The organism is Hyphomonas beringensis (genome assembly GCF_000682755.1).
Taxonomy (GTDB): Bacteria; Pseudomonadota; Alphaproteobacteria; order Caulobacterales; family Hyphomonadaceae; genus Hyphomonas; species Hyphomonas beringensis.
The window spans coordinates 111,599-130,971 of sequence record NZ_AWFF01000001.1 but is presented as its reverse complement, the minus strand read 5'-3'; the positions used below and the strand labels follow the sequence as shown (position 1 = coordinate 130,971).

Genomic DNA, 19,373 nt, shown 5'->3' with positions numbered 1-19,373 from the left:
CCAGGGCGCCGTTTTTTCTATGACTTGATCAGGGAAGACGCCATGCGCTGGAATTCTTCCTGCGTCAGGGTTTCGGCGCGTGCGGTCGGGTCTATGCCGATCTCCTTCAGCCATTCAGCCGCCTTGATGCCATGCCGCTTGGCGAGGGGCTTTAGCGCGGCGCGCAGCATCTTGCGTCTCTGTCCAAAGGCTGCGCCGGCGACCTCTTCCAGCTTGGCCAAGTGCGGGTATGCCTCGCCCTCCGGCAGAGGATGTAGCACGGCGACAGCGCTATCCACTTTTGGCGGCGGGCGGAAGGCACCCGGCGGCAGGGTGAATGCCATGTGGGGCTTGGTTACGGCATGAGTCAGCACAGCGAGGCGTCCGTAATGGTCCGTTCCCGGCGCAGCGCAGACCCGCTCGGCCACTTCCTTCTGAAACATCAGAGCCATGTCTCCGCGCCATGGGCCGGATTTCAGCCAGTTGATGAGCAGGGGGGTTCCAACATTATACGGAAGATTTGCAATAATCATCGCCGGCATATCCGCGCCCAGCTCTGTCAGCATGGATTCCCACTTCACCTTGCGGGCATCCTTCAGGATTACATGCAGACGGCCTTCAGCGTGTTCTGGCCATGTCTTGAGCGCCTCGGCAAAGCGCTCGTCTGCCTCAACGGCGATAAGTTTGGCCGCGCCATTGTCCAGAAGTGCGCGTGTCAGGCCGCCAGGGCCGGGGCCAACCTCGATAACTGTCCGGCCTTCAATCGGCCCTGCGGCCAGGGCCGTGCGGCGAAGGATATCCGGATCGAACAGGAAGTGCTGGCCGAGCGCTTTTCTGGCGGTCGCCTGTGTCAGGCCGGGAGGTGTCGGGTCAGCATTCATGCCAGTCTCTTGCGATTATCCGTCATCAGACGGGATTGTTTTATGGCTGCGATCAGGCTGTCAGGCCGTGCATTACCTTCGGCGGCAGCATCATATCCCGTGCCATGATCCGGGCTCGTACGTACGATAGGCAGGCCCAGCGTACTGTTTACGCCGCCCCAGATATCCAGTGTTTTTACAGGGATCAGACCCTGATCATGTGTCATGGCGATGATGGCATCAAACCGGCCTGTCAGGGCCTCGGCGAAGACCGTATCAGCAGAGCGTGCATCGCTGATATCGATGCCGGCTGCGCGCAATTGCTCTGCTGCAGGATTGATGATCTCGACCTCTTCGCGCCCGATCGTGCCGTTTTCACCCGCATGTGGGTTTAAGCCGGTGAAGGCAATCTTGGGGGCAAGTAGGCCAAAATCCTGTCGCATGGACGTCGATACAATTTGCCCAAGCGCGATCAGAGCGGATGTCGTCAACGCGTTGCAGGCTTCGCGCAATGGTATGTGGATGGTCGCGAGCGCAACACGCAGACCGCCGCCTGTCAAAAGCATGACCGGTTGTGTTGGCCTCTTGGAGGCAGACTCGCACAGCGCTGCTATGAACTCAGTATGCCCCGGATGCTTGAAGCCCGCACCATAGAGCAGGGCCTTGTTGATCGGATTGGTAACAACGGCATCGGCCTGGCCTTCAAGACAGAGAGAGACCGCGGTCTCAATAGTCTTGATGATCGCTGGCGCTGTGTCACTGTCTGGCTGGCCGGGTTTGGGGAGGGGCATGTTGGCCAGTGGCAGAACGGGCAGGGCCTTCTGAAATATCTCCGGTGCCTCATCTGGGTGATTGATAATCTCAACCGCCATATGTGGGGCATAAAGCTCCGGCGCACCAATGACGAAGAAGCCGTGCTGCGGCGAATCTCGCAGCTGCTGCCAGGCCGCCATGGTGATTTGTGGGCCAACCCCGGCGGGGTCGCCCATGGTCAAGGCAAGAGGTTTGGTCACGGTTTCACTCACGCGTGCGGTTTTGACCTAAACGCGAGGTGACGCAAGGCCTTAGCGATAGATAATCGTCGCTTCGCGGCGCAGGTCACGCAGCTCGCGCTCGGAGATCATGTTGAGTTCCCGGTCTTTCAGGGAGTTCTTCATGTCCTCGCGGGACGGCAGAGCCTCGGCGCCATCTTCGCGGCGGCAGACATACATCACGGCAAGGCCGCGGCCCGCTGAGAAGATATCTGTCGGCTGGCCAACTTCCGTGTTCAGCACCAGGGTTTTGCCTTCCGGGCCCAGTTCGTCGACATCAATATCCTTGATATCTGCATAGCGCAGGTTGGATTTTGAGTTGGCAGTGCTTTGCACGTCATCGCAGGACTGGATCGTATCCAGAGCGGCTTGCAGGTCCGCTTCCGAGCCGTCTGTGACTTGCAGACGCTTCAGGTCAACCTTCGTGGTCAGCTTTGCAGGTTCGCGCTTGGCGAGGACATTCAGAATGTAGACCCCGTCAGCCACAGCAATCGGCTTCAGCAGGCTAGGCGGGGCCGAGGCCTGGATGGCGCTGGCCAGTTCAGGCTCAAGATCTTCTGCCGTAATCCAGCCCATGTCCCCGCCAGTCGCCGCTGTTGGGGCAGAGGAGATGCGCTGGGCTGCAATGCGGAAATCGGCGCCCTGATTAAGCTGTTCGATAATGGTTCCTGCCGCCTGGAGGGCCTGTTCCTTTGTTTCCGGGTCTGGCGCGTATAGAAAGATCTCGGCAACGCGGTACTGGGTTTTCTTCAGGGAGCTGCGCAGACGCTCCATCTGGTCATCCACCTGGTTGTCGGAGATACGGATACGGCTGCCATAGAGGCCAGACATAACGCGGCTCCAGGCGATCTCGGCTTTCATCTGGTCTTCAAGGCTGGCTGGATTGACGCCAGCTGACAGCAATTGCTGTTTCAGCTGTTCACCCGTTGCGCCGGACTGGCGTGCCATGTCGTCGACGGCGCCATTAATGGCTTCGGGCTCAATCTCCATTTCGTACTCAGAGGCTTTTTCAAGCTGAAGCCGCTCATCGATCAGCTGCTCTAGAGCCTGGCCGGTGATCTGCTGAATCTGCTCCTGGCTGGGCTGTTGCCCCCCAAAGCTTAGCAGTAGCAGACGCGCGCGCTGGCGCACATCGGAATAGGAAATCGGCTGGTCGTTAACGATGGCTGCGATGCCTTCAAGCGCCAGGCGTTCCTGACTGCTGGCGTCCTGAGCCGCCGCGGCGCCTGTCAGGGACAGCGCGAAAACCGATATAGCGGCAAAGATCTGACGTACCATTTATGGCCTCCGTTGAGTGCCCCACCGGGCCCCATGGCGTACTGTTCAAGCGGACCATACTAGTCCTGTGAGCCTGCGCAACGTATCAGGGCAGTGCCCCCTGATATCTTACAGGAAATTAGGAAAAGAGCGGCGCTCTTCACGCCCCGGAAACAGCGAATCAATCAAACTCGTTGGACCCGAAATCTCCAATTGTTTTCAGGGAGAAACGGATCATGAAGCTCTCTTCCGGGCCCAGGGTCCGGTCCGTGAGTTCGGATCGTTCGTAGACCAGCTCAAACCTGGAGCAGTCATCCTCGAAAGCGATGCCGTATTGCTGTCTCGCATTAAGCTTTTGCTCGATATCCCGCAACTGACCGAAGAAGAAAGAGTATTGGTCGGTCACCTGTATTTCACCGCGCAGGAAGATACCTTGCGTTACGTTGGGCTGCACGGCGTCACGGTTGCTGATCGTGTAGTAATGCTGCCCCACAGCGCGGAAGCGATCGAAGCGTGTGGATACAGTCGTATCGATACGATTGAGTTGCAGGCCGTCCTCATCCAGACGCGCTCTGGTATCCACTCGGAATGCTTCGCCATATTTGGCGGAAGCGGCGACAACCCAGTCGGATGACGTGCCATCAAGATTGCTGGCATCATTAAAGTTGGGATCGGGCCGGGAACGCCAGCGCCGGCCAACTGTCGTGCTGAGGTCAAGGCCATTCTTCCATACAGCGCGCGTTGTCAGGCCGGCAGACAATTTGCCATCGCCTTCATACAAATCGTAGCCGCCGAAACTGTTCGCCTCGTAAAGGGTCGACTCATCAAATTCAAATAGCTGGCTGTCTTCGTTGGGGATGGCGGGATCGTTTACATTGGACAGGCCCCAAGCAACCATAACGGCTGGTTCGACAGTAATATCCACCACTTCACCCGGCCGGATCATGGGATAGGCGAGCTGGGTGCCAATATTGCCGACGAAGCGGGAGACATTGGCCTTGCCGGATACGTCCTTGTCCAGGGCGTAGTAGTCGCCGCGCGCTTCGGCGAAGGTTTTCAAGGTAAAACCGCCAGGCAGGATGTTCAGATCCGTCCAGTCACCGCCGAGGCTGACGCGCCGGGAATCCGCGCCGAGATCGCGGCTGAGGATCGCGCTGGATGCATCTACGCTCGCATAGCCAAACTTGCCCAAATCCCAGTATTTCTGGCCGAAGAATATGGGGGTGGCCGTTGGTAGCTCGCCATCATCATCACCTGCACGAAGGCCTTGAAACTTCAGTAAAGCAACATCGGTGTAGTAATCATCACCTTGCCCGACGAGGAACAATTGCGATAGCAAGCGCCGAGGCTGGCTTGCATATAGTCCGCGTTGCCTGTCCTGACCGTCAATGTCGTAACGGCGATCATAAAGATCGTCTGACTGGTGCTCGACGCCAAAGCCCCATTTCCAGTGATTATTGATGGCGAACAGGCCGCTACCATAGATGTGGCTGCGCCAGGTATCCTCACCGAACAGCTCACCATCGCTGTCGAAGTCTTGCTCCTTGGTGAAGCTTGTATTGAAGTTGATCGAGCCGGAATAGAATTTCTTTCGGAAGTCCAGTTCCATCAGAGGATTTACATTCTGGCTGACCAAGGGGGAGATGGTCATCTCCGAAGAGTCGGAAATCGCCCAATAATAAGGCTGCTGATAAAATAAGCCGAGCTTTGAGGAAAGTCCTGCAGACGGGATCAGCAATCCGGAGCGGCGGTCAGAGTTCGGGTCCGGGTGTGCGAGGAAGGGGAAGTAAAAGACCGGGATACCGGCCACTTCAACCACCGCATCGCGGTACGACATCATCTGGCTTTCCTGGTCCAGCACAGCGCGGCGGGCGCGGATAGACCAGGTTGGTGTTTTATGGTCTTCGCAGACGGGGCAGGCTGTGTAGACAACCTGATCCAGAGCATCGACGCCATCCCCCTGCCGAATGGCGGAATTGGCTGCCACTGTTGCACCGTCAGCAAGACGCGCTGAAAAACCAATTGCGTAGCCATCCGCCAGCTTGGAATCGACCTCGATTTCGTCAGCGAATTGCTGGCTGCCATCCGTGTCGATAATGACGATATTTCCTGACGCGCGAACGCGATCGGTTGTGCGGTCGTAGACCAGCTTGTCTGCCCGCAGGATACGGCCCTGATACAGGGCTTCTACATTGCCTTCTGCGACCAGCTTGTTCTCGTCGCGTACCTCGTAGACATAGTCTGCTTCCAGAACAACGCGTTCATCTTGTGCAGGAGCTGCCGGTTCTGCGTTGCCTTCCTGAGCAACTGCACACCATGGCAGGCAGGCCGCCATACCCAATGCAGCTGCAACATGATGCCATTTTGCCAAAACGCGTACCCTTACGACTATCTGCGCGCCCGCAAGCGCAGTTCGTGCCGCGCGGGCACATGGTTTCCAGAAGGCTTAGAGAGGAAGGCGGGAATCGTCCAGCCATGAGGCGCTTATGGCTGAATTTTCATATGTTTTAAGATGCAGCGATGACACATGCCTTAAAAGGCAAGCGCTGCCAGACCGCCCGGCAGTGTCACGGCATCGCCTGACAGTTCCAACTCCATAAGAATTGCGGCGCATTGCGCCGGAGTTGCGCCAGCCGCGCGGGCAATCTCATCAATAGGCATCGGGCTAGGCGAAAGGGCCTGACGCACTCTCTCCTCCAGGCCTTCCGGCAGGTCATCTGACGGCTCACCTTCATAAAGCGTTGTGTCTGAGGCCATGCCGGCAAAGGGCAGGCTTGAAAGCATTTCCAGAATGTCGTCCGCATTGCGCACCAGTGTAGCACCCTGACGGATCAGGCGATTGGTGCCTGCCGAGCGCGGGTCCAGCGGTGAGCCGGGGACGGCCATCACTTCGCGGCCCTGTTCCCCGGCCATGCGCGCGGAAATGAGCGAGCCGGATCTTTCTGCGGCCTCGACCACGACAACCCCCCGTGCCAGTCCCGTCACGATGCGATTACGGCGGGGGAAATCCTGCGCCTTGGCGCGATATCCAAAATAGCTTTCGGACAGGATCAGGCCATTCTCTGCGATCTCGGCATAAAGGCGATCATGCTGGGGCGGGTAGATGTGATCAACTGCGCCGCCGAGCACGGCAATCGTGCCAGATTGCAAACTCGCGGCGTGAGCTTCCCCATCAATGCCGAGCGCCAGGCCAGAGACCGTTACGAAACCTGCCTTGCCCAGATCGCTCGCAATGTCCCGTGCGAGCTTCTTGCCTGCTGCGGAGGCATTGCGTGCACCGACTATGGCAACGGTGGGCTTGTGGGCAAGGTCGAGATTTCCGAGCGCTGTCAGAACAGGTGGAGGGGGATCGAGCGCCTTCAGCAATTGCGGATAGTCTGGTTCGCAACTCGCGATGATGCGTGCGCCATATCTTTCTGTCGCAGCAAGTTCGCGCTCAACCATATCTGGGGCAGGCGGTACCAGTTCGCGGCCGGAGCGGCTCTTGCGAGTTAGTTCCGGCAGTGCCTCAAGGGCGGCGCTGGCTGATTTGTAACGGTGGAGCAATTGGAAGAAGGTGACCGGGCCGACATAGGGCGTTCGGGCCAGTCGCAGCCACTCCAGACGTTCCTGGTCTGTCAGTGGCCGTCCCGGTGTCATGCGTCCGGCTTTTCCTTCTTGGCGCCTAAGCGAGGTTCCTGACCTTTCAGCAAGCGGCCGAGATTTGCGCGGTGCGTCCAGAAAACGAAAAGGGACAGCAGGGCCAGACCACCCAGAATGAAATTGTTGCGCTCCCCCAGCAGCCAAGCGCCAGGCGGAACGAGCGCAGCTGCTGTCAGCGCGGCGAGCGAGGAAATCCGCGTGACGGCGAACAGACCAAGCCAGATGGGTGCGGCGACGTAGAAGCCTGGCAGAGAAACAAAGGGCAACAGTCCCGCATAGGTCGCGACACCTTTGCCGCCCTTGAAACCCAGCCAGATGGGATAGCAATGCCCGACAAAGGCTGCAGCGCCAGCCATGAAGCCGACCTCCCGGCCAGCCAGCAGGCCAAAGCCAAGGGCGAGAAGCCCCGCTTTCAGACTGTCCAGCAGCAAGGTGGCAAGCGCCAGATCCTTGCGGCCGGTGCGCAGCACATTGGTCGCGCCGATATTACCGGAGCCGATTTGCCGGATGTCTCCCAGTCCCGCAGCCTTGGTAATCAGCAGCCCAAAGGGGATAGACCCCGCCAGATAGCCGCAGATTGCCGCGAGTGGAAATGCCAGTGAGGCCTCCATCCCATTCTCCTAAATTCCCGATTGAAAGCCTACGGACGAAACGTCAGGCTAGCAAGAGTCTCGTATTATCAACGTGTGAATACGCATTCGCCAGCAATGAAAGTCTGCATCACCCGTCCCTGAAGGCGGCGGCCGTCAAAGGGGGAGTTGGTCGAGCGGGAGCGAAGATGCTCACGCTCGCACAGCCATGGCTTGCCCAGATCAAACAGGATCAGATCAGCAGGCGCCTCTTCAGCGAGTCGGCCTTGCGGCAGGCCAATCATGTCTGCCGGGCGGCAGGTGATCGGTGCCAACGCTTCCAGCAGGCTGAGAGGACCATCATGGACAAGGCTGAGCAGGGCGGCGAGCGTGGTCTCCAGACCGGCCGCGCCAAAGCTCGCCTCTCCGAATGGCAGGCGTTTTTCTTCTGGTGGCTGCGGATCGTGGGCCGATACGACGGCATCAATTTCACCTGCTTTCAGCGCCTGGATCATGGCGAGCCGCGTGTCCTCATCCCGGAAGGGCGGGTTAACTTTGCAATAGGTGAGATAGTCGCCGATATCGAGTTCATTGAAGAACAGGCTGTGGGCGGCGACCGTCGTGAAGACGCTCGCGCCTTCCGAGCGGGATTTCGCGACAAGTTCCAGCGTGCGCGGTGTCGATACCTGATCCAATATCAGCGTACACCCTGTGGTCTCTGCCAACATCAGGTCCCGTGCAGCGCCGATCCATTCAGCTTCGCGCGGGATACCGGCAAGACCCTTGCGGGCGGCGAACGCGCCGCCATTCATGACGCCGGACCCTTTCAGGGCGCGGTCGTCAGGCCTGGACATGATGATCGCGCCACGGCTAGCGGCGTAAGTCATGGCGCGCTTCAGGATGGAGGCATTCTGCAGCGGCTCGTCACCATTGGTGAACAGAACCGCGCCGGCATCTGCCATCAGTCCGATCTCGGCCATCGCCTCGCCTTTGAGACCCGTCGTCAGCGCACCTGCCGGGTAGATGCGTGCTTTGGCGCTGGTCTTCGCCCGATCCGAGATGAAGCGGACAAGTGCCACATCATCAATCACGGGCTTTGTGTCCGGCATGACGACCAGACTTGTCACCCCGCCCGCAACAGCGGCGCGGGAGGCCGTCGCCAGCGTTTCTTTCTGCTCATCGCCGGGCTCGCCGGTTTTGACGCGTAGGTCGATCAGGCCTGGTGCGAGGCAGAGCCCGCCAGCATCCAGGCTTTCTTTTGCATCAGAATGTGGTCCCGTCGCGCCGGGGCTGATCGCGGTCAGGAGACCATGCTCGATCAGAACCGCGCCGGTCTCGTCCAGGCCAGTAGCCGGGTCCAGAAGGCGGGCATTGTATATGGAGAGACTCATGAGCGGCCTCCTGCCAGCAGGTGAAGGACGGCTTCACGCACAGCGACGCCCATTTCGACCTGTTCGGTAATCACAGAGCGGTCGCCATCGGCAATCGCGCTTTCAATCTCAATGCCCCGGTTCATCGGGCCGGGGTGCATCACGATGGCGTCTTTCCGGGCGAGGGAGAGACGTTCCTGCGTCAGGCCGAAATAGCTGAAATACTCGCGTCGGCTGGGCAAATAGGCGCCGTCCATCCGTTCTAGCTGCAGACGCAGCATCATCACGACATCCGCGCCTTGCAGGGCGGCGTCAAAGTCAGACGTGGCAGAGGCTGCGCCCCATGTCTCTGTTCCCGAGGGCAACAGCGTACGCGGCGCACACAAATGCACCTCTGCGCCGAGCAGGTGCAGCGCCTGAGTGGTGGAGCGGGCAACGCGGGAGTGCGCAATGTCTCCGCAGATGACCACTTTCAGGCCTTCGACCCGGCCCTTGTTGCGGCGGATCGTCAGCGTATCGAGCAGACCTTGCGTCGGGTGCTCGTGCGTGCCGTCGCCAGCATTGATGACCGCGCAATCGACCTTGCGAGACAGCAGCTTTGCACCACCGGAGGCCGAGTGACGGACCACCAGCACATCCGGTTTCATGGCGTTCAGTGTCATCGCCGTATCGATCAGGGTCTCGCCCTTTTTGACCGAAGACTGAGCCACCGGCATCGAGATGACATCCGCGCCAAGACGGCGAGCGGCAATCTCGAAACTGCTCATCGTGCGGGTGGAGTTCTCGAAGAACAGGTTCACCACCGTCTTTCCGGACAAGACCGGATCGGCGCGCTGGCCCGCCCGAGTCGCTTCCGCATACTCATTCGCGAGGTCCAGAATGTGAGTGATATCGAGCGGGTGAAGGCCTTCAATGCCTAACAAATGCTCGTGCTCGAAGGTGTAGTGATATGCCGCCTTGCTCATGGAGGCCCTTTCGATTTTCGGCGGTTTAGGCGCGATTCTGGCTTCGGGCAAGGCCCTCAGCTGGTGAGAAGCAGATAAAGCGCAGGCATGGTGACCATGGCGAGCACGGTCTCCACAGCAATCAGGTTAGCCGCCAGGGGCGCATCGCCGCCAAGTTCCTTGGACAGGATGTAAGAGCTGGTCGCGGTAGGCGTGGCCGCGCAGATCAGGGCAACGACCAGCGGCATGCCTGTCACGCCTAGCAAGACGCAAAAGCCAACCGCCAGAGCCGGCAGGCCGAGCAGTCTGACAAGAGACCAGCCGAAAGTGCGTGGCCCGGCGCGGCGCAGGGCTGACAGGTCCACACCCGCCCCGGCCGCCAACAGGCCAAGCGCCAACGCCGCATCGCCCAGGATACGCAAACTGTCATCCAGCAGTCGGGGCAGGGAGATGTTCGCGGCCGCGAGGGCGAGGCCAAGAATACAGGCGAGTACGATCGGGTTCCTGAACAAGGCAACAAACGGGTTGGGTTTAGGTCCATGCAGGTTTTCGGCATGGGAGATCAGCGCGTAGACGGAGATGATGTTGGCCGTCGGGATCATCACGGCGGCGGCAATGGTGACCAGTGCCAATCCCTGCTCCCCGAACAGGAGACTGCCGATGGAGAGACCAATCATTGTGTTCCAGCGCACATTGGATTGGATGACTGAGCCAACGGCCGGGCCGGGCATGTTCGGCATGAACCGCCCCAGAAGGCCAAAAGCGCCAAGTGTAAGCTGCGCCAGGATCAGCGCCGCAGCGAGTCCCCAGGGGGCGGTCTCGAACGGCGCATTGGCCAGAGTCCGGATGATCAGGGCCGGGAACAGGACGACATAGGACAAACGCTCAATAGCGCGCCAGCTCTCGGTGGGAATCCATTTGCGGACAGACAGGATATGCCCCAGCGATACGATCGCGATGACCGGAAGCAGGGCATAGAGAAAGCCGCTCACGGCAGCTGTGCCAGATTATGCAGGGCGTCTTTCAGGATGATCGCAGCGGCTGAGGCATCGATCCGTTCGGCCCTGCGGCGGCGTGAGATATCGGCAGAGATCATTGCGCGCTCGGCCTCGGCGGTGGAGAGGCGCTCATCCTGAAACAGCAGGGGCACGTCGCGCCTCTGCAGGATGTGCCAGGCCATGGCGCGGACAGACTGGGCGCGCGGGCCTTCGCTACCATCCATATTCAGGGGCAGGCCCATGACGAGCCCCACGGCGCGCCGGTCATCATAGATGTGGAACAGGCGGTCCAGAACAGGGGCCAGCTTCTTGCCGCGCGGAATGGTCTCCACAGGGCTGGCAATCATGCGCAGCGCATCGGCTGAGGCGACGCCCAGCGTCTTGGTACCCGGGTCCAGTCCGAGAAGGGCGCCAGTGCGCGGAAAGTCTGCGAGATCAGTTACAGGCATTTGCAGCCCACATAGCGCCTTGAAGCGAGCTTGCCTATGGCGTATTCGAGCCATTCAAACTGCCGGACTGGAGCCAGACATGAGTGTTACGAAGGATGATGTACGCAAGGTTGCCCGCCTGTCGCGTATCGCCGTGACCGAGGAACATGTGGAAGACCTGACCGGTGAGCTGAATAGCATCATGGGCTGGATCGACCAGTTGAACGAAGTCGACGTGGACGGCGTGGAGCCGATGACCTCTGTCGTCGAGACCAAACTGCCCATGCGCGAAGATGTCGTAACCGATGGCAATATCCAGGATCAGGTTCTGGCTAATGCCCCGCGCAGCGAAGATGGCTTCTTCGTTGTGCCGAAGGCGGTCGAATAGACATCAGATCGCTTCTTCAGCGAACTCTTCATAATCGATCAGAATTTCGGTGCCGGCGGCAATATCCTGTCCGGCGCTTAGCGTGACCGTCTGTGCTTCGCCATCCACTTCGAAGACGGCGTTCGCCTCCGGGCTATGATTGCACATCGAGATCAGGCCAAAAGCGATGGCCGCGCGCATCTTTCCCTCGGCGTTTTCATCAACATAGAAAACATAGTGATAGAGGCGCGTTTTCCGCACCGCTTCCGTGTCTTCCTCGCTGAGTATGAGCAGGGGATAGACGGCGATCACCTCCCCCGAAGAAATGGAAACGGTCGCGAACAGGCCGCGACCGTGAAAAGGGGATTGGCGTACCTCAATCATTGAGGCCTGTATGTTTTCTGGCATGCCGCTTTGTAGCATGCCTTTACAGTGCAGCCACTAGTCTTCCTGGGGCTCAGTCGAAGATTCTTCGGCGTCCGGGTTCCATTTGTGGATGGACTTCACCACACAGCGCTGGGTATCGAACGGGCTGTCGCTTGGGCTGTCCATGATCTGGGTCGATACGATGATCGAGTCCATGTCCCGCAAACAACTGCCCGTCGAGACGAGCCCGACTCTCATGGCATCATCCAGATTTGTGCACGCGCCCATCACTTCGATCAGGTAATGGTCACGTCCTTCGCGAACGGTCAGTGTATCACGGGTATTGTTGCCGAAATTGTCAATTGAGCTGGCAAAGCAGATGCGGTCGACTTGTTCGCCTAGGCGCGGGTCATCGGCATATTTGGCGACACCGCGAGGTGTTTGTTCGCCGGCCGGGGTTGAGGCGCAGGCCGCCAGGAAAATGGGGGCTGCAAGTGTGTAGAGTAGGGGGCGCATGGATTCCTCACACATTGTTTGATGTTGAAAAACAGCCTGCTCCAGGCTGGTTCAACTGACAAGAAGGCTCACGGAGACTTGAACTTTCCCTGCAAGACGTCATAGCAAGCGGTCTGAATCTACAAAGAGCGTGCTCCATGACCGAACTGACCAAGCTGACCCTTGCTGCTGCCCTGGATGGCCTGAAGGCCAAATCCTTTTCTGCGCGCGAGATAACGCAGGATTTCATCCAGGCAATCGAGCAGTCACGTGTTTTGAACGCCTATGTTGTCGAGACGCCGGAAAAGGCTCTGGCCATGGCAGACGCTTCCGATGCGCGTCTGGCCAAGGGCGAGGGCGGCAAGCTGGAAGGTGCACCACTCGGCATCAAGGATCTGTACTGCACGGCCGGTGTACGCACGACGGCGTGCAGCAACATTCTGGGCGAGTTCACGCCGACTTATGAGTCGACGGTGACGCAAAACCTCTGGGATCAGGGCGCCGTCATGCTCGGCAAGCTGAACATGGACGAGTTCGCCATGGGCTCTTCCAACGAGACGTCGCGCTTCGGGCCTGTGGTAAACCCGTGGCGCCGTGAGGGAGACAATCGGGATCTGACGCCGGGTGGCTCTTCAGGTGGCTCTGCAGCGGCGGTCGCTGGCGATCTGTGTCTCGCGGCGACGGCATCAGATACGGGCGGCTCCATCCGCCAGCCTGCAGCCTTTACCGGCACAGTCGGGATCAAGCCGACTTATGGCCGCGCCAGCCGCTACGGCATGGTGGCATTTGCCTCCTCGCTGGACCAGGCGGGCCCGATTTCCAAGACGGTCGAAGACAGCGCAATCCTGCTGGAAGCCATGTGCAGCCATGACCCGAAGGATTCCACGTCCCTGAACATTGAGACGCCGGACTGGCGCAGCGATGTGGCCAAGGGCGTCAAAGGCATGCGCATCGGCATTCCAAAGGAATACCGCATGGACGGCATGTCGGAGGAAATCGACAAGCTGTGGGAGCAAGGCATCGAATGGCTGAAAGCCGCAGGTGCCGAGATAGTCGACATCAGCCTGCCGCATACAAAATACGCTCTGCCAGCCTACTACATCGTGGCCCCGGCCGAGGCCTCCTCAAACCTCGCCCGCTATGACGGCATGCGCTACGGCGCTCGTGTCGATGGGGACAATCTGGCTGGCACCTATGAGGCGACCCGCGCTGACGGCTTTGGCGCCGAAGTGCAGCGCCGCCTGATGATCGGCACCTATGTGCTCTCGTCTGGCTATTACGATGCCTATTATCTGCGTGCTCAGAAGGTTCGCACGAAGATCCTCAATGATTTTGTCGAAGCCTTTGAAAGCTGCGATGCCATCCTGACGCCAACCTGCCCGTCACCGGCCTTTGCCTTTGGCGAAAAGAGTGGTGATCCGGTGGAGATGTACCTGAATGACGTCTTCACGGTAACGGCAAACCTGGCAGGTTTGCCGGGCATCTCCATTCCGGCTGGCCTGTCTGCTGGCGGACTGCCGCTTGGCCTGCAGGTGATCGGCAAGGCGCTGGACGAGGCGGCCTGCTTCCGCGTGGGCGGCGAATTGGAACGTGCAGCCGGCTTCGTGGCAAAGCCTGAAAAGTGGTGGTAGTCTTCGGGGCATGACCCGGTTTCTGACACTCTTCGGTATTCTTCTCGTCTTCAGCCTCGCTTTGATGTGGGGGATGATGGCGCAATATGGCTACAGCCTGTTTGCGCCGGAGATGCGCGGCATGTTGCTGGTCGCGTTTCTGGTGGCGGCCTATGTTGCTTTCCGCATTACTCGGATCCTCTCACGCCGCAAACGCCGCGCTGAAGAGGCTGGCCAGTCAGGCGGAGCGGCAACTTCCAGACTATCCGGCATGTTCTCCGGCAAAAGCTCTGCGCAGGCTGCGCGTGAGGCCCGTCTTGCGGCGCGCCGCAAACAGCTGATCGAGGAAGGCAAGCTGGAGGATGATACGCCGCCGCCTGCTGCTCCTACAGAGGAAGACGATGCTTCCCCGCTGCGTGTCTCACAGTCCGCGCCGATCAAGGACCGTATGGCCGCCCGCGCAGAGCGTGTGCGCCGTGCCAAGGCCGCTGGCAAGCTGAACGACGACTAGTCAAAACCAACTTTTCCAGACCAGTGGATGGGGTGCGTTCAGGGGTGGCGCAGTCTTCCGCCCTTAATCATAACGCTTGGGCTTGGCCACACACACGCCCTCCAGATCAACGAATCCGGAGTACCCGTGAATGACGCTCCAAGCATTATATGAATCTTGATTAGAATTGGTTCCTGATCACTCGGTCTCGCCCGATTTTTCCTGCTCGATCGATTTTGGCAGCTCTTTGATCACAACGTTCTGGTAAGCGTAAGGAATCTCGATCCCGGCTGCGTCGAAGCGCTTCTTCACGGCTTCGAGCACGGTGTTCTTGACGCCGGCCGCAATGGTAGAATCCGCGCACCAAACGCGAAGACTGAAATCGACGCTAGAGGCGCCCAGATTGGTGACCGGGCAATTGAGAACCTCCTGGATATCGGGAAGCCCTGCGGCAACTTCCAGGATCAGCGCGCGCGCCTTATCGATATCGGAGTCATAGCCGATCGAGATCGGGATCATCGCCATGGTCCGCAGTTCCTTGGCGGACAGGTTGATCATGGTCGAGCTTGAAATTGAGGCGTTCGAGATAATGACCCGACGATTATCGTAGGTTTTCAGCATGGTGTAACCCAGCGACACGTCCTCCACGATCCCGGTTTCGACGCCACCCGGCGCGGTGATCTGCAATTTATCGCCAAGCCGAAACGGGCGATAGAAGATCAGGCTGAAGCCTGCCACGAAATTCGAGAGGGTCGATTGTGCGGCCAGGCCGAAGACAACAGACGCGACTGAAACGCTTGCCAACAAGGCCGTGGCTAGTTTGTCGAGCGCCGGGATCATGTGCGCGTAGAGCATCAGGACCAGGATCCAGACAAAAGCGCTCGCGACCTTCGAGAGAAACGCGATGGACATGCGGTCGAGGCGATTGTCGTGGTCGCGCGCAACGATCAGAAGGATCGTCCGTTTGAGTATGCGCGATAGCAAAAGTCCGGCGATCAGGAACATCGCGAGGATGATCAGCGCACCAGACCATCTGTCGGGATGAAGGTGCGCCTCCCAGCTCTCAATCGTTTTCCACGTCATTTGTGGTTTGCCCCATTCATTCGGTCCGGCCGTTTACGCATAGAGACGCTTATACCGCTGCCTCTTCATTACCCATTTCGGAGCAAAATACATTCCGCAATTTCAGGACATCACCCGAAATCATTCTGAAAAGAAAGATCCCTCATCACGGTAATCATTATTGAATACAGTGAATCATATCTGGCTAATCACGGGGATCCTAATTGAGGCCCACCCTAGGCCTTTGAGGGCTTCAGCGTACCAGCGCCATGTCCGGCAGGCCGAACAACAATCTGATCTGCTGTTTCTTCCGCCGCATTGCCACCGGGGCCACCTTGGTCATCCTCGTCATCCTCATCGCGGGTTGTGATCCTGGACACATACACGCCGATGCCGATGAGACCGCCAATCGGTCCGCATTGCAGGATCATCGCCAGCGCCCAGATCCATGGCATTCCCAGATCCATGTTCTTGAGCGACAAGAGCAGGCACATCAGCATGATCGTGCCGACAGCGACCCCGACCGAAAAGCCAAAGATCAGATGCTTGAGGAAGCCGCGAACGACAGGTTTTTCCTCATGGCGGGACGCATCCATCATCATTTTGAAGAGCATTCTACGGCCCCTTGTTTCCTCCACGTGCCCGAATATCCAACGATATGCGACAAATTGGAAGGGGGCAGGCCAATCCAATGGGATTACCGGCTCGACAGTCGGGGGAGACGACGGCTAGAAGAGCCGTTGAAACAGACTGTTAGCAGAGAAGAATATGTCAGCGCGCACACCGTATACAATCAAGGGCGAAACCGGCGATTGGGAGCTTGTCATGGGCCTCGAAGTTCATGCCCAGGTCTCTTCCAATGCAAAGCTCTTTTCGGGCGCGTCCACGGCATTCGGCTCTGATCCGAACTGCAATGTCTCCCTCGTGGATGCGGCGATGCCGGGCATGCTGCCGGTCATTAACAAGTTCTGTGTTGAACAGGCGATTCGGACGGGCCTGGGCCTTAAGGCCCAGATCAATACCTGGAGCCGGTTTGATCGGAAGAACTATTTCTATCCTGACCTGCCGCAGGGCTATCAGATCAGCCAGTTCGCCCATCCGATTATCGGCGAAGGCGAGATTGAAGTGGACGTTGAGCCAGCCCATGGCGGCGAGGCCTATTCCTTCCCGTGCCGGATCGAGCGCCTGCACCTGGAGCAGGATGCCGGCAAGTCCATCCACGATATGGACCCGAGCTCCACCTATGTGGACCTGAACCGCTCTGGCGTGGCGCTGATGGAGATCGTCTCCAAGCCGGATGTCCGCACGCCTGCGGAAGCGGCGGCCTATGTTAAGAAGCTGCGTGCCATCGTGATCGCGCTGGGCACGTGTGATGGCGATATGGACAAGGGCAATCTGCGCGCTGACGTGAACGTCTCCGTTTGTCGCCCGGGTCAGTATGAGAAATTCCGCGAAACGGGTGATTTCAGCCATCTGGGCACGCGCTGCGAGCTGAAGAACATGAACTCCTTCCGCTTCATTCAGCAGGCGATCGAATATGAAGCCCGCCGTCAGATCGAAATTCTGGAGGATGGCGGCGTCGTCGATCAGGAAACGCGCCTGTTTGACCCTGTAAAGGTCGAAACGCGGTCCATGCGCTCCAAGGAAGACGCGCATGATTACCGCTATTTCCCGGATCCGGACCTGCTGCCTCTGGAATTCGAGCAGGCTTGGGTCGACGAGATTCGCGAAAGCCTGCCGGAACTGCCGGATGAGAAGCGCGCCCGCTTTGAGGCCGATTATGGCCTTTCGCGCTATGATGCCGGCGTGCTCAGCGCGGATGCAGAGAAAGCTGATTTCTTTGAAGAAGTCGCCAAGGGCCGCGACCCGAAACTCGCTGCCAACTGGGTGACGCAAGAGCTTTTCGGTTATCTGAACAAGCAGGATATGGAGCTGTCGGACAGCCCGGTTTCTGCTGCCAGCCTGGGTGGCCTGATCGAGTTGATTTCCAATGACACGATCAGCGGAAAGATTGCCAAGGACGTCTTTGCCCGGATGATTGAGGGCGAAGGCGAAGCGGCAGACATTGTCGAAAAGCATGGCCTTAAGCAGGTCACGGACACCGGCGCCATCGAGAAAGTTGTCGATGAGATCATCGCGGCCAATCCGGAGCAGGTGGCTCAGGTCAAGGAAAAGCCGAAGACGATGGGCTGGTTTGTCGGTCAGGTCATGAAAGCTTCTGGTGGCAAGGCCAATCCGAAAGCCGTGAATGATATCCTGAAGGCAAAGCTGGGCCTCTAGGAACGGGGCTTACTCCGGCAGGATCAGGCCGGAGCCTATTCCTTTCAGGACGGCCGTAATCCGGTTGTTCGCCCCAAGCTTCTTGAAGGCGCGGCGCAGGATCGTGTCGACAGTGTTTTCCGTAATGCCGAGCTTTTCGGCTATCGCGATGTTGGATAGTCCTGCCGCTACAAGTGTGAGGATTTCCGTTTCTCTCGGTGAGAGCGGCGGGACAGGTTCCCTGATGGGGAAGTCTGCAGAAAGCGTGATGAATGTGTTGTGCGTGTACTGACACGCCAGTTGCAGCTCAGCGATATCTTGCGCTTCCAGGTCCAGCGGTCCGGTCATGCTGCCAAGTCCGAAAAAGGCCATGGTGCCGATGGGGCCGAAGATCGGTATGGCAAGGCCATCTCTCAAGCCAGCCTGCTTCAGCTCCTTCAGGAAGACGCGTTGCTGCTGCGACAGCTTCATCTTGTCTTCGACTTTGAACCAGTGAAACGGATATGCTTCAGAGCGCGCCTGACTCAAGAGGGGGTCAATGTCAGCATACTTTTCACTGAGATATCTCTCGGACCATTCCACAGGGAAGGTATGGCGTATCATGCCTGCCTCCAGCGGCACCCTGCGCAATTGCTCTGCCAGGATATGGTAAGACGAAACGTCTATGCCATATTGCCTGACGAGTTGATCGAATGAGCGAAATAACGCCTCAGTATCCTCAGTGTCGTTCGCTCTCTCTATGAAGTCCCTGAGAGATATTCTCACGCGTCCACCCTTATGTGAGAACGCCTGTATACTCCATTAATATGGATTAATCTACAATTTGGCTTGGATTCGTGTGGCAAGCTCGCCCAATACTTCAGTATCGGCCATTCCGCCGCCTGCGTGGCGGCCCAGATCCTTGCCTTCCCAGCGGGGGATGATGTGGAAGTGCAGATGGAATACGGTTTGCCCAGCCGCGCTGCCATTGAATTGCGTGACGACCAGGCCGTCGGGGGACAGGCCTTGCTCCACAGCTTTTGCAACTTTCTGTACACGTTGCATGTAGGCCCCAAGCTTGTCCGTGGGCATTTCCAGGAAGTTGCGAGCTTCAACGCCTTTCGGGATCACAAGCGTGTGCCCTTCAGACTGCGGAAAGACATCCATGAAGGCCAGGGCCACATCATCCTCATACACTTTCACGCAGGGGATCTCTCCGCGCAGCATCTTGGCGAAGATATTGTCGGGGTCATAGGTTGCGTGCAGGGTCATTGTTGAGGGAGTCCTTTCTTTTGAGTGGGGAGCAGGCGCTGCTTTAAACTTAAGGCACCGCGGAATATCAGATAAAGGACTGCAATGTGAGTGCTCAGCAATATCAGGGTAAGCATGCCCCTTATGCGCCTTGATTTGAGGGGTTTCATGTCAGCTGGGCCGAATTCTGCCTCAAGCGTCTTGGCGGCAGAAGCGTGCAATTCACGCAAATATGCCTTCGCCGATTCATATTCCTGGGCGGGTAGATAGATGTGCACACCTCCAAGCGCCGGCACGAGCAGCCAGTTATTCACCGCATGGTGAAAATTGGAGATTGAAGGTGAGTAACCGCCTGCTTGCAAGGCAGACGTAATCACAGCGGCTTCTTCCATGCCCGTTGTGCGTCGGATTATTAC

21 protein-coding genes are annotated in these 19,373 nt (G+C 58.5%); 4 read left to right on the top strand and 17 right to left on the bottom strand.

Annotation, left to right across the window (positions count from 1 at the left end; genetic code table 11):
* Positions 1 to 17: 17 nt before the first annotated feature.
* From rsmA to ruvX, 10 genes are all read right to left on the bottom strand, one after another.
* A complete protein-coding gene (rsmA, locus tag HY29_RS00625; RefSeq protein WP_051600969.1) occupies positions 18 to 860 on the bottom strand; it encodes a 16S rRNA (adenine(1518)-N(6)/adenine(1519)-N(6))-dimethyltransferase RsmA in 843 nt (280 codons plus the stop codon).
* Positions 857 to 1,852 (bottom strand): 4-hydroxythreonine-4-phosphate dehydrogenase PdxA, encoded by a 996-nt coding sequence (gene pdxA, locus HY29_RS00620; protein ID WP_241765097.1) that lies wholly within the window; start codon positions 1,850 to 1,852, stop codon positions 857 to 859. Before pdxA ends, rsmA begins: the two co-directional genes overlap by 4 nt.
* A 51-nt stretch (positions 1,853 to 1,903) precedes the next feature.
* On the bottom strand, positions 1,904 to 3,148 hold the full coding sequence (locus HY29_RS00615; protein WP_034789864.1) for a peptidylprolyl isomerase: 1,245 nt from the start codon (positions 3,146 to 3,148) through the stop codon (positions 1,904 to 1,906).
* Positions 3,149 to 3,308: 160 nt separating this feature from the next.
* Positions 3,309 to 5,498 carry an LPS-assembly protein LptD gene (locus HY29_RS00610; RefSeq protein ID WP_155838155.1) on the bottom strand — a complete coding sequence of 730 codons (2,190 nt, stop codon included), beginning with the start codon at positions 5,496 to 5,498 and terminating at the stop codon, positions 3,309 to 3,311.
* A gap of 161 nt (positions 5,499 to 5,659) precedes the next feature.
* Positions 5,660 to 6,766, bottom strand: a complete 1,107-nt coding sequence (gene dprA, locus HY29_RS00605; RefSeq protein WP_034789862.1) for a DNA-processing protein DprA — start codon at positions 6,764 to 6,766, stop codon at positions 5,660 to 5,662.
* Complete coding sequence (gene plsY, locus HY29_RS00600; RefSeq protein ID WP_034789861.1) at positions 6,763 to 7,380, bottom strand: glycerol-3-phosphate 1-O-acyltransferase PlsY; 618 nt, start codon at positions 7,378 to 7,380, stop codon at positions 6,763 to 6,765. Before plsY ends, dprA begins: the two co-directional genes overlap by 4 nt.
* A gap of 68 nt (positions 7,381 to 7,448) precedes the next feature.
* Positions 7,449 to 8,729: a dihydroorotase gene (gene pyrC / locus HY29_RS00595; protein WP_034789860.1), complete on the bottom strand. Its 1,281-nt coding sequence runs from the start codon at positions 8,727 to 8,729 to the stop codon at positions 7,449 to 7,451.
* Complete coding sequence (locus HY29_RS00590) at positions 8,726 to 9,673, bottom strand: aspartate carbamoyltransferase catalytic subunit (protein WP_034789859.1); 948 nt, start codon at positions 9,671 to 9,673, stop codon at positions 8,726 to 8,728. The genes pyrC and HY29_RS00590 overlap by 4 nt, the downstream gene beginning before the upstream one ends.
* Positions 9,674 to 9,729: 56 nt before the next feature.
* Positions 9,730 to 10,644, bottom strand: coding sequence for an AEC family transporter (locus HY29_RS00585; RefSeq protein ID WP_034789858.1), 915 nt, complete (start codon positions 10,642 to 10,644; stop codon positions 9,730 to 9,732).
* The gene (ruvX, locus tag HY29_RS00580) at positions 10,641 to 11,099 is read right to left on the bottom strand and encodes a Holliday junction resolvase RuvX (protein WP_034789857.1); all 459 of its coding nucleotides are present in this window, start codon (positions 11,097 to 11,099) and stop codon (positions 10,641 to 10,643) included. The genes HY29_RS00585 and ruvX overlap by 4 nt, the downstream gene beginning before the upstream one ends.
* Before the next feature lie 79 nt (positions 11,100 to 11,178).
* Here ruvX and gatC point away from each other — a divergent pair, with 79 nt between their 5' ends.
* Positions 11,179 to 11,466: an Asp-tRNA(Asn)/Glu-tRNA(Gln) amidotransferase subunit GatC gene (gatC, locus tag HY29_RS00575; RefSeq protein WP_034789806.1), complete on the top strand. Its 288-nt coding sequence runs from the start codon at positions 11,179 to 11,181 to the stop codon at positions 11,464 to 11,466.
* A gap of 3 nt (positions 11,467 to 11,469) precedes the next feature.
* On the opposite strand, the gene HY29_RS00570 is transcribed toward gatC, so the two are convergent.
* Together HY29_RS00570 and HY29_RS00565 are read right to left on the bottom strand one after the other, a co-directional pair.
* On the bottom strand, positions 11,470 to 11,853 hold the full coding sequence (locus HY29_RS00570; RefSeq protein WP_162176653.1) for an SET domain-containing protein: 384 nt from the start codon (positions 11,851 to 11,853) through the stop codon (positions 11,470 to 11,472).
* 33 nt (positions 11,854 to 11,886) lie between these two features.
* Positions 11,887 to 12,327, bottom strand: a complete 441-nt coding sequence (locus HY29_RS00565; RefSeq protein ID WP_034789782.1) for a DUF6491 family protein — start codon at positions 12,325 to 12,327, stop codon at positions 11,887 to 11,889.
* 137 nt (positions 12,328 to 12,464) lie between these two features.
* Between HY29_RS00565 and gatA the strand changes: the two genes are divergently transcribed.
* Together gatA and HY29_RS00555 are read left to right on the top strand one after the other, a co-directional pair.
* Positions 12,465 to 13,937 (top strand): Asp-tRNA(Asn)/Glu-tRNA(Gln) amidotransferase subunit GatA, encoded by a 1,473-nt coding sequence (gene gatA, locus HY29_RS00560; RefSeq protein ID WP_034789779.1) that lies wholly within the window; start codon positions 12,465 to 12,467, stop codon positions 13,935 to 13,937.
* Between the two features lie 10 nt (positions 13,938 to 13,947).
* Positions 13,948 to 14,427, top strand: coding sequence for a hypothetical protein (locus tag HY29_RS00555; RefSeq protein ID WP_034789776.1), 480 nt, complete (start codon positions 13,948 to 13,950; stop codon positions 14,425 to 14,427).
* 177 nt (positions 14,428 to 14,604) lie between these two features.
* On the opposite strand, the gene HY29_RS00550 is transcribed toward HY29_RS00555, so the two are convergent.
* Positions 14,605 to 15,489: a mechanosensitive ion channel family protein gene (locus tag HY29_RS00550; RefSeq protein WP_034789773.1), complete on the bottom strand. Its 885-nt coding sequence runs from the start codon at positions 15,487 to 15,489 to the stop codon at positions 14,605 to 14,607.
* A gap of 215 nt (positions 15,490 to 15,704) precedes the next feature.
* Complete coding sequence (locus HY29_RS00545) at positions 15,705 to 16,082, bottom strand: hypothetical protein (protein WP_034789770.1); 378 nt, start codon at positions 16,080 to 16,082, stop codon at positions 15,705 to 15,707.
* Positions 16,083 to 16,236: 154 nt separating this feature from the next.
* Here HY29_RS00545 and gatB point away from each other — a divergent pair, with 154 nt between their 5' ends.
* Complete coding sequence (gene gatB / locus HY29_RS00540; protein ID WP_034789760.1) at positions 16,237 to 17,748, top strand: Asp-tRNA(Asn)/Glu-tRNA(Gln) amidotransferase subunit GatB; 1,512 nt, start codon at positions 16,237 to 16,239, stop codon at positions 17,746 to 17,748.
* A 9-nt stretch (positions 17,749 to 17,757) separates the two neighbouring features.
* On the opposite strand, the gene HY29_RS00535 is transcribed toward gatB, so the two are convergent.
* The 3 genes from HY29_RS00535 to HY29_RS00525 are packed head-to-tail and all read right to left on the bottom strand — an operon-like array spanning position 17,758 to position 19,349.
* Positions 17,758 to 18,492, bottom strand: a complete 735-nt coding sequence (locus HY29_RS00535; RefSeq protein WP_081811151.1) for a LuxR family transcriptional regulator — start codon at positions 18,490 to 18,492, stop codon at positions 17,758 to 17,760.
* Between the two features lie 51 nt (positions 18,493 to 18,543).
* The gene (locus HY29_RS00530; protein ID WP_034789757.1) at positions 18,544 to 18,978 is read right to left on the bottom strand and encodes an HIT family protein; all 435 of its coding nucleotides are present in this window, start codon (positions 18,976 to 18,978) and stop codon (positions 18,544 to 18,546) included.
* The gene (locus tag HY29_RS00525; RefSeq protein ID WP_155838154.1) at positions 18,975 to 19,349 is read right to left on the bottom strand and encodes a hypothetical protein; all 375 of its coding nucleotides are present in this window, start codon (positions 19,347 to 19,349) and stop codon (positions 18,975 to 18,977) included. Before HY29_RS00525 ends, HY29_RS00530 begins: the two co-directional genes overlap by 4 nt.
* Positions 19,350 to 19,373: the final 24 nt, after the last annotated feature.

What these genes read in the sequence shown, in the direction of transcription:
- rsmA (WP_051600969.1), bottom strand. Translation starts at nt 860, where the DNA reads ATGAATGCTGACCCGACACCTCCCGGCCTGACACAGGCGACCGCCAGA.
- HY29_RS00615 (WP_034789864.1), bottom strand. Translation starts at nt 3,148, where the DNA reads ATGGTACGTCAGATCTTTGCCGCTATATCGGTTTTCGCGCTGTCCCTG.
- dprA (WP_034789862.1), bottom strand. Translation starts at nt 6,766, where the DNA reads ATGACACCGGGACGGCCACTGACAGACCAGGAACGTCTGGAGTGGCTG.
- plsY (WP_034789861.1), bottom strand. Translation starts at nt 7,380, where the DNA reads ATGGAGGCCTCACTGGCATTTCCACTCGCGGCAATCTGCGGCTATCTG.
- pyrC (WP_034789860.1), bottom strand. Translation starts at nt 8,729, where the DNA reads ATGAGTCTCTCCATATACAATGCCCGCCTTCTGGACCCGGCTACTGGC.
- HY29_RS00590 (WP_034789859.1), bottom strand. Translation starts at nt 9,673, where the DNA reads ATGAGCAAGGCGGCATATCACTACACCTTCGAGCACGAGCATTTGTTA.
- ruvX (WP_034789857.1), bottom strand. Translation starts at nt 11,099, where the DNA reads ATGCCTGTAACTGATCTCGCAGACTTTCCGCGCACTGGCGCCCTTCTC.
- gatC (WP_034789806.1), top strand. Translation starts at nt 11,179, where the DNA reads ATGAGTGTTACGAAGGATGATGTACGCAAGGTTGCCCGCCTGTCGCGT.
- HY29_RS00570 (WP_162176653.1), bottom strand. Translation starts at nt 11,853, where the DNA reads ATGCCAGAAAACATACAGGCCTCAATGATTGAGGTACGCCAATCCCCT.
- HY29_RS00565 (WP_034789782.1), bottom strand. Translation starts at nt 12,327, where the DNA reads ATGCGCCCCCTACTCTACACACTTGCAGCCCCCATTTTCCTGGCGGCC.
- gatA (WP_034789779.1), top strand. Translation starts at nt 12,465, where the DNA reads ATGACCGAACTGACCAAGCTGACCCTTGCTGCTGCCCTGGATGGCCTG.
- HY29_RS00555 (WP_034789776.1), top strand. Translation starts at nt 13,948, where the DNA reads ATGACCCGGTTTCTGACACTCTTCGGTATTCTTCTCGTCTTCAGCCTC.
- HY29_RS00550 (WP_034789773.1), bottom strand. Translation starts at nt 15,489, where the DNA reads ATGACGTGGAAAACGATTGAGAGCTGGGAGGCGCACCTTCATCCCGAC.
- HY29_RS00545 (WP_034789770.1), bottom strand. Translation starts at nt 16,082, where the DNA reads ATGCTCTTCAAAATGATGATGGATGCGTCCCGCCATGAGGAAAAACCT.
- gatB (WP_034789760.1), top strand. Translation starts at nt 16,237, where the DNA reads ATGTCAGCGCGCACACCGTATACAATCAAGGGCGAAACCGGCGATTGG.
- HY29_RS00530 (WP_034789757.1), bottom strand. Translation starts at nt 18,978, where the DNA reads ATGACCCTGCACGCAACCTATGACCCCGACAATATCTTCGCCAAGATG.
- HY29_RS00525 (WP_155838154.1), bottom strand. Translation starts at nt 19,349, where the DNA reads ATGGAAGAAGCCGCTGTGATTACGTCTGCCTTGCAAGCAGGCGGTTAC.